The organism is Enterococcus aquimarinus (assembly GCF_001885765.1).
Classification (GTDB): Bacteria; Bacillota; Bacilli; order Lactobacillales; family Enterococcaceae; genus Enterococcus_I; species Enterococcus_I aquimarinus.
Genome location: NZ_JXKD01000009.1, coordinates 1 through 16,203, shown reverse-complemented (window position 1 = coordinate 16,203; position 16,203 = coordinate 1). Strand labels below are relative to the sequence as shown.

General features: G+C 39.5%; 17 protein-coding genes. 14 read left to right on the top strand and 3 right to left on the bottom strand.

Annotated features, from left to right (window positions below):
• Nucleotides 1–10: 10 nt before the first annotated feature.
• On the bottom strand, nt 11–457 hold the full coding sequence (locus RU93_RS07290; protein WP_071874959.1) for a flavodoxin: 447 nt from the start codon (nt 455–457) through the stop codon (nt 11–13).
• A gap of 152 nt (nt 458–609) precedes the next feature.
• Here RU93_RS07290 and map point away from each other — a divergent pair, with 152 nt between their 5' ends.
• From map to RU93_RS07235, 11 genes are all read left to right on the top strand, one after another.
• Nucleotides 610–1,374 (top strand): type I methionyl aminopeptidase, encoded by a 765-nt coding sequence (gene map / locus RU93_RS07285; RefSeq protein ID WP_071874958.1) that lies wholly within the window; start codon nt 610–612, stop codon nt 1,372–1,374.
• Between the two features lie 33 nt (nt 1,375–1,407).
• Nucleotides 1,408–2,319 (top strand): YihY/virulence factor BrkB family protein, encoded by a 912-nt coding sequence (locus tag RU93_RS07280; protein WP_071874957.1) that lies wholly within the window; start codon nt 1,408–1,410, stop codon nt 2,317–2,319.
• 17 nt (nt 2,320–2,336) lie between these two features.
• Nucleotides 2,337–3,452 (top strand): glycosyltransferase family 4 protein, encoded by a 1,116-nt coding sequence (locus RU93_RS07275; protein WP_071874956.1) that lies wholly within the window; start codon nt 2,337–2,339, stop codon nt 3,450–3,452.
• Nucleotides 3,453–3,800: 348 nt separating this feature from the next.
• Nucleotides 3,801–4,760, top strand: a complete 960-nt coding sequence (locus RU93_RS07270; protein ID WP_071874955.1) for an ABC transporter substrate-binding protein — start codon at nt 3,801–3,803, stop codon at nt 4,758–4,760.
• Nucleotides 4,744–5,499 (top strand): ABC transporter ATP-binding protein, encoded by a 756-nt coding sequence (locus RU93_RS07265; protein ID WP_071874954.1) that lies wholly within the window; start codon nt 4,744–4,746, stop codon nt 5,497–5,499. Before RU93_RS07270 ends, RU93_RS07265 begins: the two co-directional genes overlap by 17 nt.
• On the top strand, nt 5,496–6,248 hold the full coding sequence (locus tag RU93_RS07260) for an ABC transporter permease (RefSeq protein WP_071874953.1): 753 nt from the start codon (nt 5,496–5,498) through the stop codon (nt 6,246–6,248). The genes RU93_RS07265 and RU93_RS07260 overlap by 4 nt, the downstream gene beginning before the upstream one ends.
• Nucleotides 6,249–6,411: 163 nt before the next feature.
• Nucleotides 6,412–7,401 carry an aldose epimerase family protein gene (locus RU93_RS07255; RefSeq protein ID WP_071874952.1) on the top strand — a complete coding sequence of 330 codons (990 nt, stop codon included), beginning with the start codon at nt 6,412–6,414 and terminating at the stop codon, nt 7,399–7,401.
• Between the two features lie 265 nt (nt 7,402–7,666).
• Complete coding sequence (locus tag RU93_RS07250) at nt 7,667–8,116, top strand: CopY/TcrY family copper transport repressor (RefSeq protein ID WP_071874951.1); 450 nt, start codon at nt 7,667–7,669, stop codon at nt 8,114–8,116.
• Nucleotides 8,117–8,175: 59 nt separating this feature from the next.
• Nucleotides 8,176–8,763: a type II toxin-antitoxin system Phd/YefM family antitoxin gene (locus RU93_RS07245; protein ID WP_071874950.1), complete on the top strand. Its 588-nt coding sequence runs from the start codon at nt 8,176–8,178 to the stop codon at nt 8,761–8,763.
• A 136-nt stretch (nt 8,764–8,899) separates the two neighbouring features.
• A complete protein-coding gene (locus RU93_RS07240) occupies nt 8,900–10,066 on the top strand; it encodes a pyridoxal phosphate-dependent aminotransferase (RefSeq protein WP_071874949.1) in 1,167 nt (388 codons plus the stop codon).
• A 169-nt stretch (nt 10,067–10,235) separates the two neighbouring features.
• The gene (locus tag RU93_RS07235; protein ID WP_071874948.1) at nt 10,236–11,120 is read left to right on the top strand and encodes a phosphate ABC transporter substrate-binding protein PstS family protein; all 885 of its coding nucleotides are present in this window, start codon (nt 10,236–10,238) and stop codon (nt 11,118–11,120) included.
• Nucleotides 11,121–11,327: 207 nt separating this feature from the next.
• On the opposite strand, the gene RU93_RS07230 is transcribed toward RU93_RS07235, so the two are convergent.
• Both RU93_RS07230 and RU93_RS07225 read right to left on the bottom strand, forming a co-directional pair.
• On the bottom strand, nt 11,328–13,094 hold the full coding sequence (locus RU93_RS07230) for a sensor histidine kinase (RefSeq protein ID WP_342741499.1): 1,767 nt from the start codon (nt 13,092–13,094) through the stop codon (nt 11,328–11,330).
• Nucleotides 13,054–13,767, bottom strand: a complete 714-nt coding sequence (locus tag RU93_RS07225) for a response regulator transcription factor (protein ID WP_071874946.1) — start codon at nt 13,765–13,767, stop codon at nt 13,054–13,056. Before RU93_RS07225 ends, RU93_RS07230 begins: the two co-directional genes overlap by 41 nt.
• Before the next feature lie 121 nt (nt 13,768–13,888).
• Here RU93_RS07225 and RU93_RS07220 point away from each other — a divergent pair, with 121 nt between their 5' ends.
• The 3 genes from RU93_RS07220 to ffh are packed head-to-tail and all read left to right on the top strand — an operon-like array spanning nt 13,889 to nt 16,130.
• Nucleotides 13,889–14,359 carry a 2-thiouracil desulfurase family protein gene (locus tag RU93_RS07220; RefSeq protein ID WP_071874945.1) on the top strand — a complete coding sequence of 157 codons (471 nt, stop codon included), beginning with the start codon at nt 13,889–13,891 and terminating at the stop codon, nt 14,357–14,359.
• Nucleotides 14,350–14,688 carry a putative DNA-binding protein gene (locus tag RU93_RS07215; protein ID WP_071874944.1) on the top strand — a complete coding sequence of 113 codons (339 nt, stop codon included), beginning with the start codon at nt 14,350–14,352 and terminating at the stop codon, nt 14,686–14,688. The genes RU93_RS07220 and RU93_RS07215 overlap by 10 nt, the downstream gene beginning before the upstream one ends.
• Before the next feature lie 17 nt (nt 14,689–14,705).
• Nucleotides 14,706–16,130 (top strand): signal recognition particle protein, encoded by a 1,425-nt coding sequence (gene ffh / locus RU93_RS07210; protein WP_071874943.1) that lies wholly within the window; start codon nt 14,706–14,708, stop codon nt 16,128–16,130.
• Nucleotides 16,131–16,203: the final 73 nt, after the last annotated feature.

Sequence of the window (16,203 nt, the reverse complement as noted above, 5' to 3'; positions counted from 1 at the left end):
TGGCTTTTTTTTATCCGTTGAGACTTTCTACTAGCTCTTTGGCGAAAGCTTCTAAGTTCTGGATATCTTCTTCTTCGGCAGCTAAATCAACTTTAACGCTGCTAGCGCCTTTTTTAGCACCCGTTTTTAAGAAACGTTCTTCGAAATCATCGATGGCTTTACAGTAGAAATCATAAAAAGTATCGCCTGATCCACAGACTCCAAAAATTTTGCCGCTTAAATCTAATTCACCTAAATCATCATAAAAATCCATAATCTCATCCGGCAACTGCCCCTCGTCATACGTGTAAGTGGCTACGATACAAAGGTCTGCGTCTTCAAAGTCACTGGCATCTACTTGCGTGCATTCATTTATTTCCACTTCAAGTCCTAAGTTCTCTAAGGCTTCCGCAACAATATCGGCAATTTCTTCAGTATTGCCTGTCATACTTGCATAAACAATTTTGGCTAAAGTCATGATTATCCCCCTACTATAAATAAAATCTATCTTCGTCATTATAGCAAAAGAACGAATGATTGGAAACTATCGAATGAAAGAAGAAGGAGATTTGGAAAAGAAGCGCAAACTATGGTAGAATAGACAAGATTTAAAGGAGAGGATCGTAAACAATGATAACATTAAAATCAAAACGTGAAATTGAGAAAATGGCTGAATCTGGAGCGCTTTTAGCAAGTGTTCATCAGGCACTTCGTAGCTTTATTCAACCAGGAATTACCAGTTGGGATATTGAAGAATTTGTTCGTGACTATATCGAAAGTCATGGTGGTGTAGCGGCGCAAATCGGCTATGAAGGCTATAAGTATGCGACGTGTTGTAGTATTAATGACGAAATTTGTCATGGATTTCCGCGTCGGAAAGTCTTAAAACAAGGCGATTTAATTAAAGTGGATATGTGTGTCGATTTAAACGGCGCCATTTCGGATTCTTGTTGGGCGTATGCGGTTGGTGAGCCAACGCCTGAAGTTGCTCGTTTAATGGAAGTAACAAAGAAAGCTCTCTATTTAGGAATTGAGCAAGCCAAAGTGGGAAATCGGATAGGTGATATTGGTCATGCCATTCAGACTTATGCCGAAAAAGAAGGCTATGGTGTGGTACGTGATTTCATTGGCCATGGAATTGGACCAACGATTCATGAGAGTCCAGCGGTTCCGCATTATGGTGAGGCTGGCAAAGGTCTGCGCTTAAAAGAAGGAATGGTTATTACAATTGAACCCATGATCAACACGGGAACTTGGAAGATGAAAATGGATCCAAATGGTTGGACATCCTATACACTAGATGGCGGCATTAGCTGTCAATATGAGCACAGTATTGCGATCACAAACGAGGGTCCAATCTTGTTAACGTCTCAAGGAGAAGAGGGAACTTACTAAAGATATCGGCTGAAGTAGTTGATAGAGGAGGAGATGAATATGCGGAACTTTTTTAAAAAGCAAAAAGTGAAACGATTTATCAACACGGTGAGAAGACGCGTGAAAGAATCACAAATGACGCAAAGTTCGATTGTGATTGCGTATTATTTGCTTTTATCGTTATTTCCACTACTAATTGCAGTTGGGAACTTATTACCTTTTTTAAATATTGACCCTAATACGGTTTTACCTTACTTGCAGGAGTTTATTCCGGAAACCATCTATGAATTTTTAGAACCTGCAATAGGGGATTTATTGACGCAAGGTTCGGGAGGATTGTTGTCATTATCGGCAATCCTGACAATTTGGACAGCGAGTGCTAGTATGAATGCCATTCAAATTGCCTTAAATAAGGCTTATGGCGTTTCGAGTCGGGGGAATTTTATCGTTGTCCGCGCCGTTTCCGTCATTGCCATGATTATCTTGTTATTTGCGATTGTTGGTGTCACATTAGTCGTTGGATTCGGGAAATATATTTTAGAACAAATTCAACCAATCTTTTTATTCCCAGACACGATTATTTCAACCTTCCAAACCTTAAAATGGCCACTTACCTTGCTGATTTTAATGGCCTTAATGGTCGTTATTTACGGTTTTATTCCAAATGTTCGTCTTCGGGCACGTTCAATTTTCCCTGGCGCAGTGTTTGCGACAGTTGGGTGGATGATTTTGTCCCAAGCCTTTGGAATTTACGCGAAATATTTTACAACGAGAATTAGTGGGTATCAAATTATTGGAAGTTTCATCGTTCTGATGCTGTGGTTGAATTTTGCCTCTATGATTATCATTCTAGGCGGTATTATTAATGCGGTAACGGAAGAGTTTATTGCCGGAAAAGTAGAAGAACGGGCAGATCCAATTAATTTCTTGCAAAAACACATGAAAGATAACGAGAAGAATTCGTAAGAAAGTGAGAAAAAAAGATGGGATTTACCTTTCAATTTATTATTCGATTATTTTTAACGATGTTATTGTCAGCCATTTTAACCCCACTGATTAAACTGTTAGCCTTTAAAATTGGGGCCGTGGATGCGCCAGGAGAACGAAGAATTAATCAAAAAACGATGCCGACAGCAGGTGGATTAGCGATTTTTCTTTCCTTTTCTTTGCTTGCTTTGTGGGAATTTTCTTCTGTTTTAGGTTTTTCCAACCTTAGTTTCGTGCTATTGGGTGCGTTGATTGTGGTTGTGACTGGTTTAATCGATGATATCAAGGAATTAAATCCGCGCCAAAAAACACTTGGCATTACATTGGCTTCTTTGGTCATCTATTTTTGGGCAGACATTGGCTTTCATACATTTTCGATTCCCTTTATTGGTGTTGTAGAAATCGGTTGGCTGAGTTTACCGATGACAATTATTTGGATTTTAGCGATTACCAATGCGGTAAACTTGATTGATGGCCTGGATGGGCTAGCAGCAGGCATTTCAATCATTGCCCTGATTACAATGGGATTAATTAGTTATTTCTTTATTCCTGGAAATGGTGTTGTGCTAGCAATTTTAATTTTCTCGCTCATTGCTGCAATTGTCGGTTTTTATCCGTACAATTTTTATCCAGCTACGATCTATTTAGGAGATACGGGAGCATTGTTTTTAGGTTTCATGATTGCCGTTTTTTCTTTGCAAGGATTAAAAAATGCGACGTTTATTTCTGTCATGACGCCGATGTTTATTTTGGGTGTCCCGATTACAGATACCGTCTATGCCATGATTCGTCGCTTTTTTAATAAGCAATCGATTTCTTCACCTGACAAAATGCATCTCCATCATCGCTTATTATCTTTAGGATTCACGCATCGTGGAGCCGTTTTAACCATTTATGCGATGGCTTTAGTCTTTTCTTTTATTGCTTTATTGATGAATTACGCGAGTACGTGGGCAACCGTTTTATTAGTCTTATCGACTTTAATTGGGATGGAATTGTTCATTGAATTGATTGGCTTAGTAGGAGAAAATCGCCAGCCATTAATGAAAGGATTAAAATTTATCGGGAACCGTAAATATCGACAAGAAATTCTCGAAAAACGAAAAAAATAAAAACGTCGCTTGCGATTGTTTTTATTTTTTTGGATAAAAAAGGTGTTGAAAAGGTCGTTATGCTCCGAGTCACTGGAAGTAGAGTGAATCAATCGATTTTTGATTGACTCGCTCTACTGAAGAGACCGAAGGAGCAGACCTTTGTAACCCGTGGACAAAAAGGTGTTGAAAAGGTCGCTATGCTCCGAGTCACTGGAAGTTTAGTATGACAGTTGATGATAATTGGCAAATCGTTAGAAAATGAATAAAAAAAGCTTATTTCTAAATATTTCTAATATAAAAAAGGATGGCTATCGACTCTAAAAGTGGTAAAATCAAACAGTATGAATCTTGAAAGGAAGTCGTAAAATGAAAAAAATCTTTTTTAGTTTAAGTGCATTGTTATTGATGACACTTAGCGCATGTAGTAACAGTGAAACAAACAATGCATCAACTGATGTAACGAGTGAGCAAGGAGAACAATTGGTTCCTTTGAAAATTGGTGTGATGCCGTCAATGGATAATATTCCCCTAATCGTGGCACACGAGCAAGGATTTGATCAAAAACATGGCGTCGATTTGCAAATTGAAGCATTTAAATCAGGAAAAGATCGCGATGCGGCTTTTCAAGCTGGAGCCGTTGATGGGATTAATGCGGACTTAATTGGAATTGCGATGTATTTACAAGGTGGTATGGATATCAAAATCACCAGTGCAACCCAAGGACAATTTGATTTAATTGCGTCTTCTGAAGTGCAAGATATTACCGACTTAAAAGGCCAGCAAATTGCAGTTCTTAAAAATCAAGGACCAGAATTTGCTGCAGAAGAGTTTATCAAACAAGCAGGATTATCTGCAAGCGATGTGTCAATGGTCGATGTTCCTCAAGTCCCAAGTCGTGTTGAATTATTAACAAATGATCAAGCAGGAGCAGCCATTTTACCAGAACCGTTCGTGACCATGACGACAGCCCAAGGGATGACGAATCTAGGGTCAACGCTTGATTTAGACATTAACTTATTTGCATTGACGTTTACTCAAGAAGTAATTGAGGAAAAAGAAGCAGCGATTCAAGGAATGTATGAGGCGTACAATGATGCAGTAAAATGGATGGCAGCCAACGATCAATCGGCTTATATTCAATTATTTATTGATGAAATTGGTTTTCCCGAGAGCCTGAAAGAAAATATCCAAATTCCAGAATACCAAGAAGCGTTCCAAACAAAAGAATCAGATATTCAACGTGCTTTCGATTGGGCGATGGAAAAAGGCTTACTGGAAAAAGAAATCGATCCGAAAGATGTTTTAAGCAATGTCTATTTTAAATAATCTCTACCAAGTGAAAAATGTCTCCCATCAAATCAACAATCAGACTATTTTAAAAGATATTAATTTAACGATGGAAGATGGGAAGATTTACAGTATTATTGGCCCTTCTGGAGCCGGGAAAACGACGTTGTTACAATTGCTTAGCGGCTTACAAACCGTACAATCAGGTGAATGCTTGTTCAAAGGTCAGACGATGGAGGATGTCGTTGTCGCACTAGTACCCCAAGATTACGGGTTACTTCCTTGGCAAACGGTCAGACAAGCAGTGACAGCCGGCGCAAAACTTAGTCAAAAGAAAAAGCTGACTCAGGCTGAGCAAGAAGATATTACCACGTTGCTTGAACAAATGAATCTCCTTGAACATCAAGAAAAATATCCGAATCAATTAAGTGGGGGGCAAAAACAACGAGTGGCGATTGCCAGAGGATTTGCCACACAAGGTTCCTTACTTCTAATGGATGAACCTTTTTCCGCGCTCGATGCGTTCACGCGCGAAAAAGCCCAAGCTTTGTTTTTAACTCGGTGGCAAGTGTACCAGCCGTTGACGGTGTTTGTAACGCATGATATTGAAGAAGCTATCCTAATCGCAGACGAAATCATTGTGTTATCGGCAAATCCGGGAGAAGTCAAAAAAATTATTCCTTCGCCATTCAAAGATAAAACAAGATTAGCTGAAAATCGGCAATCCATGGCGCTCTTTGAAATGATCCTTTTACTCAGAAAGGAGATTGAGGCATGAACCGTGAATGGAGCAAACGTGTAATCGGTGCTAGCGGAGCGATTTTTCTATTTGTGGGCGTTTGGTGGCTCGCTTCTTTGATTTTACAAAAAACATTACTGCCATCGCCGTGGACCGTCTTTGTGAATATTCCATCTCTGTTTCAAAAAGAGATGGGACTACATATCCAAGTTAGTGGCTATCGCATTTTTTTAGGGATGCTTTATGCGCTCAGTGGAGGCTTTATTTTAGGATTATTAATGGGCTCATTACCAAAATGGCGTTATTTCTTTGATCCTCTGATATATTTGACTTATCCGATTCCGAAAATGGCACTGTTACCAATTGTCATGCTTTTAGGTGGACTTGGGGATTCGTCAAAAATTATGATGATTGTTTTGATTGTCTTACCGCAAGTCGCGATTTCGGTGCGAGATGCTGTTCGTCAGATTCCAGAGAATAATTATGATGTCTATCGCGCGTTGAAAGCGAACAAGTGGCAGCAATTTTGTCAAATTACGTTACCAGCAACTTTACCAGGTGTACTGAGTGGTGCGCGTATCTCTTTGGGGACGGCTATTTCGATTTTATTTTTCACTGAAAATTATGGGACACAGTACGGTATGGGTTATTTCATTATGGATTCCTGGACCAGAATGGATTATCCTGCGATGTACGGAGGGATCTTGATTTTGAGTAGCTTTGGCTTAGTGTTATTTTTACTCTTGGATCTCCTATCCTTTTGGTTATGTAAGTGGCAAAGAGACTAGATGACAGGTTTAAAAAGTAGAAGGAGTGTTCATACTCTTTCTGCTTTTTTATTTTTTCCTATGAGAAATCACGTCATAAATCAAAAAATCTAATTGACGCATGGGTTAGTGATTAACTATACTGATATTTGTAAGGCTTTACATGAAAAGGAGAGTTGAAATAATGGTAAAAATAACAGTAGAAACAAGGGAAAAAGTCGGAACGATTTATACAATGACAAATGAAAATGGGGTTCAATTATCTGCGATTGCGCATGGGGCGCGTTTGTATGAGTGCCTAATTCCTGTTGATGGCACAAAGCGCGATATCGTAGTGGGATATGAATCACTCGAAGATCATCAGCGTACGCGGTATTATGGGGCAACGATTGGACCGATTGCCGGCCGAATTGCGCAAGCACATTTTGAACTTGAAGGGAAAACCTATCACACTGAGGCCAACGAAAAAGGAAATACCCTACATGGTGGCTCCCATAGTTTTGATACAAAGGAATGGGCAGCGACTCCTTTTCAAACAGAAGAAGAAGCCGGTGTTGCCTTTTCTTATGAAACGGTGGATGGTGAAGGTGGATTTCCTGGAAATATCAAAGTGACAGTTACCTATGCGTTGAATGAAGAAAATGCCTTTCGGATTACTTATGAAGCGACAAGTGATCAAGCGACGATTTTAAATCTAACAAATCACGGATATTTTAATTTAATAGGAGAAGCGTCCCAAGCAATCGACGAACACTATTTGATGGTCGATGCTGATTATGTTGCAAAAACAAAAGAAGACACGACAACTACAGGTGAAAAAATTGGCGTTACTGAAACCGTTTTTGATTTTACAAATGAAAAACAAATCGGCGAGACATTCCTTGATACACCATTTATCTTAAATCATGCACTGGAAGAAGATTTACGTTTAGTGAGTCCAGATCGTAAAGTGACACTCGCAGTAAAAACGACGGAGCCAGGCATCGTGCTATACACGACGGGAGCAGGCGAAGCTGGTGAAGTGATGAAGACAGGAACACTCGTTCATCATGGAAGTATCGCCATTGAAGCCCAAGGCATTCCAGGAACAGAGAAATATCCGCAATTTGGGAGTTTCATAGTGGATGCAGCGACGCCTTATCATGCGGAAACCGTTTATCACCTGACTTTTTAAAACGATCAAAGCGAAGCTGATAAAACTCATTTTGCTCTGAGAAACGGGCGATACATTCGAACAACTGGCTCTTTCAATTGCTCGAATGTCGTGCGTTTTTCGAAAGAACAGATTTTTGTTACCAGTGGAGCCATCAGATGTTCGTCAAAATAAGGGCCTTTGACTTTTGTCACAGGTTCTTTTTTAGAGTAAGCTCCTTAATTTTGACAAAGAAAGATTACGAGTGTAAATTGATAGTATTGAATCATTAAGGAGTCGAGAGCGGATGACCAAGGAAGAGACCATGAAAATTAGCGAGGCAGAATGGGAAGTTATGCGTGTTGTTTGGACGTTAGGTGAAGTGGATGCGCAAACGATTAGTGAAACACTCAGTCACCGTATGCAGTGGAAGTTGGCCACCATTAAAACACTTTTAGGTCGGCTTGTAAAAAAAGAAGCACTACGAACCCAGCAAGTGGGGAAAAAATTTCTTTATTCGGCTAATGTCAGTGAAGAAGAGACGTTTCGGAGTGCGCAAGTAGAATTATTTTCACATCTTTGTGCTAGGAGAGTCGGAGAACAATTGAATCAGATGATTGAAGAAGTGCCATTAACGCAAGCGGATATTGATCAGATTCGGCAAACGTTAGATAAAAAAATCGCCACCAATATTATTCCATGCGACTGTTTACCGGGGCAATGTCACTGTCATCATGCTGCTGAGTCACTCGAGTAAGGGACTAATTTTCTTTCAACTTATGCTATAATGAATGAGCGAAAGAAGGAGTGAAAAGGATGACGTTAAAAAAATTAGAAGTTCCGACTACCTCGATTACAGAAGTTAAAAAATCTCCGATGGATGTTTTTCAACAGGCACGTGATGCGAGCACAGGAGTCTATGTCTTTAACCGAGAAAAAATTGCGGGAGTCATGCTAACCCAAGAACAATATGAAACCTTATTACAAGAATTAGAAGAGAGTCGCCAAAAAATCGCACTCACTGAAGGAGCAGCCACCCAAGCAGCGAGTGTGTCGATTGCAGAGAAATTAGCACCAGAAAATGCGAGTGTCGAAGATTCAACCATTTCTGGTTTAGAAGATTTCTTTCAGGAAATGCGCCAAACGATTGTGACAGGAAGTTTAGTTTCTGCCAAAAATCTAGATGAACGCATGGTTGCTTTAGGTTTTATCACTAAAAAAAGCGGTTTTGGTGGGGTTATTGGGATGATTACGGAATTAAAAGAATCAGGGAAAATCATTTACCATCTACGGCGCAAACCAGAAGGTAAGACGATTGTTGCCGAGGTGATTGGTGAGCCGGATAACCAAAGTCAGTTGTTTGATAAACTCATCGTCAAACGGATCCATTTACGAGAAAACTAATACGAAAGAGTAAAAGGCCGACTGAGAATAGCGTCGAGGGACTTTTACTCTTTTTTTGCTTTTTATAAACAAAAATATCCCAAGAAGTCTTGGCTTTATGGTAAGATAACAACAATTAACTTTTTAGGAGGCCTTTATGAATCCATTACAACATCGTTTTAATCCACAAGTCAATAAAATTGCTGTTTCACTCATTCGTCAGTTTGACGAGCGTGTCTCGAATATTCCCGACATTTTAAAATTAACGCTAGGGGAGCCTGATTTTGATACTCCTGAAGAAGTAAAAAGAGCGGGGATCGAAGCCATTGAACAAAATTTTAGTCACTATACGGGGATGGCCGGATTACCAGAAGTTCGGGAAGCTGCCTGTACGTTTGTTGAGAAAAAATACAATGTTCATTATGATTGGCAAACGGAAGTTCTTGTCACTGTAGGCGGAACGGAAGCGATTACGGCAACCTTATTAAGTATATTAGAGCCTGGTGACAAAGTATTGTTACCAACACCGATTTATTCCGGTTATGAACCTGTTATTACGTTAGCGAAAGCGGAATTAATTCAAATGGATACCAGTCAGACGGATTTTGTTTTGACCCCAGACTTACTAGAAGCAACGTTAGAAGAACATGGCGATCAAGTAAAAGCCGTGATTTTAAATTATCCAAGCAATCCAATCGGCGTTACCTATACCCGTGAGGAAGTGAAAAGCTTAGCCGATGTGTTAAAAAAATATCCCGTTTTTGTGATGTGTGATGAAATTTATAGTGAATTAGTCTATGATGAAACGCATACGTCAATTGCGGAATTTATTCCAAATCAAACGATTCTGATTAATGGACTATCCAAATCGCATGCGATGACAGGCTGGCGAATTGGCTTTCTTTTTGGGCCAAAAGAATTAATTAAAGAAATTGTCAAAGTTCATCAGTATCTAGTGACCGCAGCTAGTACGATTTCACAAAAAGCGGCTTATGCAGCTTTAACAACCAGCATGAATGCGGGCGAAGAAATGAAAAAAGAATATCAAGTGCGCCGTGACTTTGTGTTTAAAGAAGTGTCGCGTTTAGGATTTGAAGTTGCGAAACCAAGAGGAGCCTTTTATATTTTTGCTAAAATACCGACTGGTTACATTCAAGATTCCATGGAATTTTGTATTGATTTAGCGGAGAAAGAACAACTTGCGGTGATTCCAGGAATTGCTTTTGGACAAGCAGGGGAAGGGTATATTCGCATCAGTTATGCCGCTAGTTTCGAAAAATTAGAAGAAGCGATGCGCCGTTTAGACCGTTACATGAATCGTTAAAGACTAAAAAAAGCGGATGATTTTGTCATTCGCTTTTTTTTTTTTTTGAAATAAATGATAACTTTACTTAAACTTTACATTGATGGAGACAATCTTAACCTATTATCGATAGTAGCTTTACAAGAGATTGGTAGACTATAGAAGTAATCAAGAAGGAGGAAAACAATCAATGAAAAAAATTAGTTTTATGTTATTCGCTATTACAGCATTTGCAGCAGGATGTGGCAGTGCAGCGACAAACTCAAGTGGGACATCTACAGAAACAACACCTGAACAGGTTAAAATAGTTGCCGTTGGTTCAACAGCTTTACAACCATTAGTCGATAGTGCCGGTATTTCTTTCCAAGAACAAAATCCGAACTATGAGATTTCCGTTCAAGGTGGCGGAAGCGGTACAGGACTTAGTCAAGTCGCTAATGGCAGTGTGACATTAGGGAATTCGGATGTTTTCGCGGAAGAAAAAGATGGCATTCCGGCAGATGAACTAGTGGATCATTTAGTCGCAGTTGTCGGCATGGCGCCTGTTGTTCATAAAGAAGTCGGCGTGACTGATATTACGCAACAACAATTGATTGATATTTTTACTGGGAAAATTACGAACTGGAATGAAGTCGGTGGGAACGATCAAGAAATCGTCGTGATGAATCGTGCTTCAGGAAGTGGTACAAGAGCCACTTTTGAAACATTTGGGTTAAATGGTGCTGTTGGGATTCAATCACAAGAGCAAGACTCTTCTGGTACCGTGAAGAAAATTGTGGCGGAAACACCTGGTGCAATCAGTTACTTGGCGTTATCTTACATCGATGATTCGCTTCAAGCGTTATCGATTGATGGCGTAGAACCAACGATTGAAAATATCCAAACAAATGATTGGGTAATTTGGTCTTACCAACACGTTTATACAAAAGGTGAGCCAGCTCCAGGAGTGCAAGAGTTTCTAGATTATTTAGTTTCAGATGAAGTCCAACAAGGTGTGGTCCAAGATTTAGGTTATGTGGCGATTACAGATATGAAAGTTGAACGTAGTGCTACAGGCGAAGTTACTAATAAATAATGTTGAGACACGGTCGTCATTTAAGCCCCCACGATGATGACCGTGTTTTTTTGTCGTGAAATGATGGATCGCTTACGTCCTAGTATTAGCCGTGTAAATGTTAAAAATTAAACGCCCTCTTTCTAGAACGGATATTTTCAGTATCCTAGAAAGAGGGCGTTTTCGTATCTTATTCGTATTTTTAGTAAGCGAGAATCGTTGGTCGTCCTAATGAGTGCCTTCAAGATTGGGTAAATGAATCGTGAAAGTCGTACCGATACCGAGATGACTCTCAACTTGAATCGTTCCGCCTAATCGTTCAACATAATCTTTTACAATCGCCAAACCAATTCCCGAACCCCCAGTGTTGCGTGTTCGGGCTTTATCGACGCGATAAAAGCGTTCAAAAATCCGTTCTAAATCGGATTGACTAATGCCAATACCGAAATCTTGAATGGCTATTAGCAGACCATTTTGATTGGTATAATGAATCAAAATTTTTCCATTCGGTATTGAATAATGAATCGCATTTTCAATTAAATTTTTGATAACAGGATAAAATAACTCCATTTTAGTTTGAAAAACAACATCGTTTGGTCCCTCAAGAATAAGAGAAAGATTTTTTTCTTGAATGATGCGGCGATACCCGGCGATTAATTGATTAAAAAAAGGTCGGAGTTGAATTTCTTCTTCATCATACACCATTTCGGTTCCTTTAGATAATTGAATAATTTCTTGCGTCAAGCTTTCGAGGCGTTGTGCTTCTTTTTGCATGATTTCCAAGAAAGTAGTCAAGGTTTCGGGATCATCTTTTGCACCATCGAGCAAGGTCTCTGTAAAGCCAATTAAAGAAGTAATCGGTGTTTTTAATTCGTGAGAAACATTGCCGACAAAATCTTTTTGCATTTTTTCCAATTGATGAATTCGTGTGAAATCATACGAAACACCAAGGATTTGTTCGGTTTCAGAAAAGTAACTAAGTGAAATATCCAACCGTTTTTTTCGCTGATTCGTGACGATTTCTTGATGAATAAAGGGGACTTCTTCCGTTAACTGATAGACCATTTGAATGAGTGCTGGTTCCATAATAATACTCTCAAATGCTTGATGACCATGGATTTCTTGGTAAAATCCTAGTTGCTCTTTCATGGCTTGGTTGATAAACGTGATGTCGTGTTGATTATCAAGTAAAAATACCCCAATCGTCAATTCTTCTAAGAGAAAATAAAATTGTTTTTCCGTGGCCCGATAAGATTGATACGTACGACTCAAGCCTTCACTGAGTTGATTGACACTTTGATACAGCTCATCCCACTGCGAAGTATCAGAGATAATCGTTTCCGCATGGGTAGGATCTTGAATCATCCGTTTTAAAACAGGTAAAATTGTTTCGACGGGTCGATTTCGTTGACGCATTAATTTAAAGATAAAAAAAGTAATTAAGGCACACAAGGTCACATAAACGAGAAAAATGGCTTGTTTCATCTGTCTTGATTCTGGCCAAAAAGCATTGACTGGCTCTGCAATCCGTAAGATCCCGATGAGTTTTTTGTCTTGCTTAATCGCAACGGCGACATAGAGTAATTTTTTATTTAACGTAGGACTTTCCCGCAACGAGCGACCAATCGGATTGTTTTTTAACACTGCTTGGATTTCAGGGCGGTCAGAACGAGTTCCGGCGATGCTCTCATCAAACGTATCAAAGAGAATCTGTCCATTCGCATCAAGTGCGGTGATTCGCTCTTCTTCCCCTAAGGTCTCACTGGTAGCCAATGAGGCGATCGCGTTCAAATCATCATTAGATAACGCTAAAAATAATTCTGCTTTCTTTTCAAGATAGGTCGCTTGTTGCGAAATCACTTGTTGATCGTAAAATTTATTAATAAAGAACCAACCAAAAGAAAAAAGAAAAAGAACGAGAATTAGCCAACTCCCATAAAGGGGACGTTTCTTTTTAACCATTGCTTGGTGCTTGGAATTTATATCCGAATCCACGAATCGTGAGTAAATATTGAGGATTTTTAGGATTCGTTTCGATTTTTTCACGCAAATGACTAATATGAACGTCAACAATCCGCGTTTGGCCATCAAAATCAAAATTCCAAATCTGGTTTAATAAGGTATCACGATCAATGACATGATTCTTTCGACGCATAAAATAAATCAATAATTCAAATTCTTTCGGGGTTAAAACGACGGGTTTACCAGCTACTTTTACTTGATAGCTCGATAAATTGGCTTCGATTTCTCCCACCGTTAATTGGCTCTCCATTTCACTTGGCGGTGTTGTTTCTGTCCGTCGTGGTTCCATACGACGAAAGATGGCTTTCATACGGGCCAGGACTTCACGTGGACTGAACGGTTTGGCTAAATAATCATCAGCGCCAATTTCTAATCCTAAGATGCGATCGATTGGATCGTCTTTCGCTGTTAAAATTAATATCGGTGTATCAATTTTTTCTTGACGCAGGCGTTTCATAATTTCAATCCCATCAATGGAGGGTAGCATGACATCTAAAATAATAAAATCAAAAGCCTCATTTAACCCCATTTGCAGACCAATCGCGCCATCCGTTGCCGAAGTAACTTGATAGCCTTCTTTTTCTAAATTAAATGTCAATAAAGTCACAATTGATGGTTCATCATCAACAACTAAAACTTTTTTCATAAGCAACTCCTTTTGAAATTTATCTTCCTTTGTTATTTTAGCATGAATTGGTCATAAGCACTATGGCACTAGGCAATTAAATGGTATAATGATAGGCGACTGTAAAAATAGAGGTGAGAAAATGATTGGTGTGAGTGCTTGTCTTGGTGGCTGTCCGGTACGTTATGATGGGCAAGATCAAAAGGTCGCTGAAATCGCAGACCTTGTCAAACAAAAAAGGGCAATTCCGGTTTGTCCAGAAGTTCTTGGTGGGTTACCGATTCCTCGGACGCCTGCAGAAATTGTAGGAGGTGACGGGTTTGCAGTCTGGCAAGGAAAAGCACGCGTTGTCTCTTGTCTTGGAGAAGACGTCACAGAAATGTTTACACAAGGCGCAATCACCGCTTATCAACAACTCAAAGAAAAAGGGATCGAGATCCTTATTTTAAAAGAAAAAAGTCCTTCGTGTGGGAGTCAATGGATTTATGATGGCACATTTTCAGGAACGACCGTTAAAGGTGTGGGTGTCGCGACTGCTTATTTTTTAAATCAAGGATTACGCGTATATTCTGAAACACAGTGGTTACAAGAGGAGGCAATCAAATGCAAATAGATAAGACGAATCGAATGAATGCCCTTTTCGAATGTTATGCAACGCTTCTAACGGAGAAACAAATGAATTATATGGAGCTGTATTACGCCGATGACTATTCATTAGGAGAAATTGCAGAAGAATTTGGCGTGAGTCGCCAAGCAGTTTATGATAATATTAAGCGAACAGATAAAATTTTAGAGGATTATGAACGCAAATTACATATTTATTCGGATTATGTCATGCGGGAGCAAATTTTAAGTCAACTCGAAGAATACCTCGTGGGACACTATCCCAAAGATGAAACATTAGCTAGTTACGTAAAACAATTACAAGAAATTGATGAATAAAGGAATGAGACAAAAAAATGGCATTTGAAAGTTTAACAGATCGATTACAACAAGCGATGGGGCGGTTGCGCCGTAAAGGGAAGGTAACAGAAGCCGACGTCAAAGAAATGATGCGAGAAATTCGTCTCGCATTACTTGAAGCCGACGTTAATTTACAAGTTGTGAAAGAATTTACCAAAAATGTACGTGAACGAGCAATTGGGGTAGAAGTCCTCGATAGTTTATCGCCAGCGCAACAAATCGTTAAAATTGTGGATGAAGAACTAACGAAAACGTTGGGTTCAGAAACAGTCGGGATTGAAAAGTCACCAAAAATTCCAACCGTCATTATGATGGTCGGATTACAAGGTGCCGGTAAAACAACTTTTGCTGGGAAATTAGCCAATCATTTAATTAAGACAGAAAAAGCGCGGCCGTTGATGATTGCAGGAGACGTCTATCGTCCAGCAGCCATTGATCAATTAAAAGTCCTAGGCCAACAGCTAGACGTTCCAGTTTTTGATATGGGGACCGAGGTTAGCCCAGTCGAGATTGTTCGTCAAGGAATGGCGTTAGCGCATGAAAAGAAAAATGACTATGTCTTAATTGATACAGCAGGTCGTTTACACATCGATGAGCACTTAATGGATGAGTTATCACAAATCAAAGAAATTGCTCAGCCAAATGAAATCCTATTAGTTGTCGACGCGATGACCGGTCAAGATGCAGTGAACGTGGCAGAGAGCTTTAACAAACAACTAGGAATTACGGGTGTTGTGATTACAAAACTTGATGGTGATACACGAGGCGGGGCAGCGCTATCGATTCGAGCGGTTACGGGCGCACCAATTAAATTTACGGGGATTGGGGAGAAATTAACCGACTTAGAAGTATTCCATCCCGATCGAATGTCCAGCCGAATTTTAGGCATGGGGGATATGTTAACCCTCATTGAAAAAGCGCAACAAGATTTTGATGAGAAAAAAGCAGAAGAACTTGCAACGAAAATGCGTGAAAATACGTTTGATTTTAATGATTTTATTGAACAACTAGATCAAGTAATGAGTATGGGCCCACTAGAGGATCTCTTAAAAATGATTCCTGGTATGAGTCAAGTTCAAGGGATGGAAAACTTTAAAGTCGATCCAAAAGATGTCGCACGTAAAAAAGCGATTGTCCTTTCGATGACGAATGCAGAACGCGAAAATCCTGAATTACTCAACCCAAGTCGTCGTCGTCGCATTGCGGCCGGTTCTGGCAATAGCGTGGTCGAAGTCAATCGGTTAATCAAACAATTTAAAGAATCACAAAAAATGATGCAACAAATGAGTAAAGGCAACATGAACGCCATCCCTGGCATGGATCAAATGTTTGGTAAAGGCATCAAAGGTAAGCTCGGAAAAATGGCCATGAATCAAATGGTTAAAAAGAATAAAAAGAAAAATAAGAAAAAAAGAAAATAAGTTTTATTAGGATTGGAAGGGCTAAATCAGGTCCTCCAATCCTGGCTCTTTGTCAAATAGGACTGATGGCTCA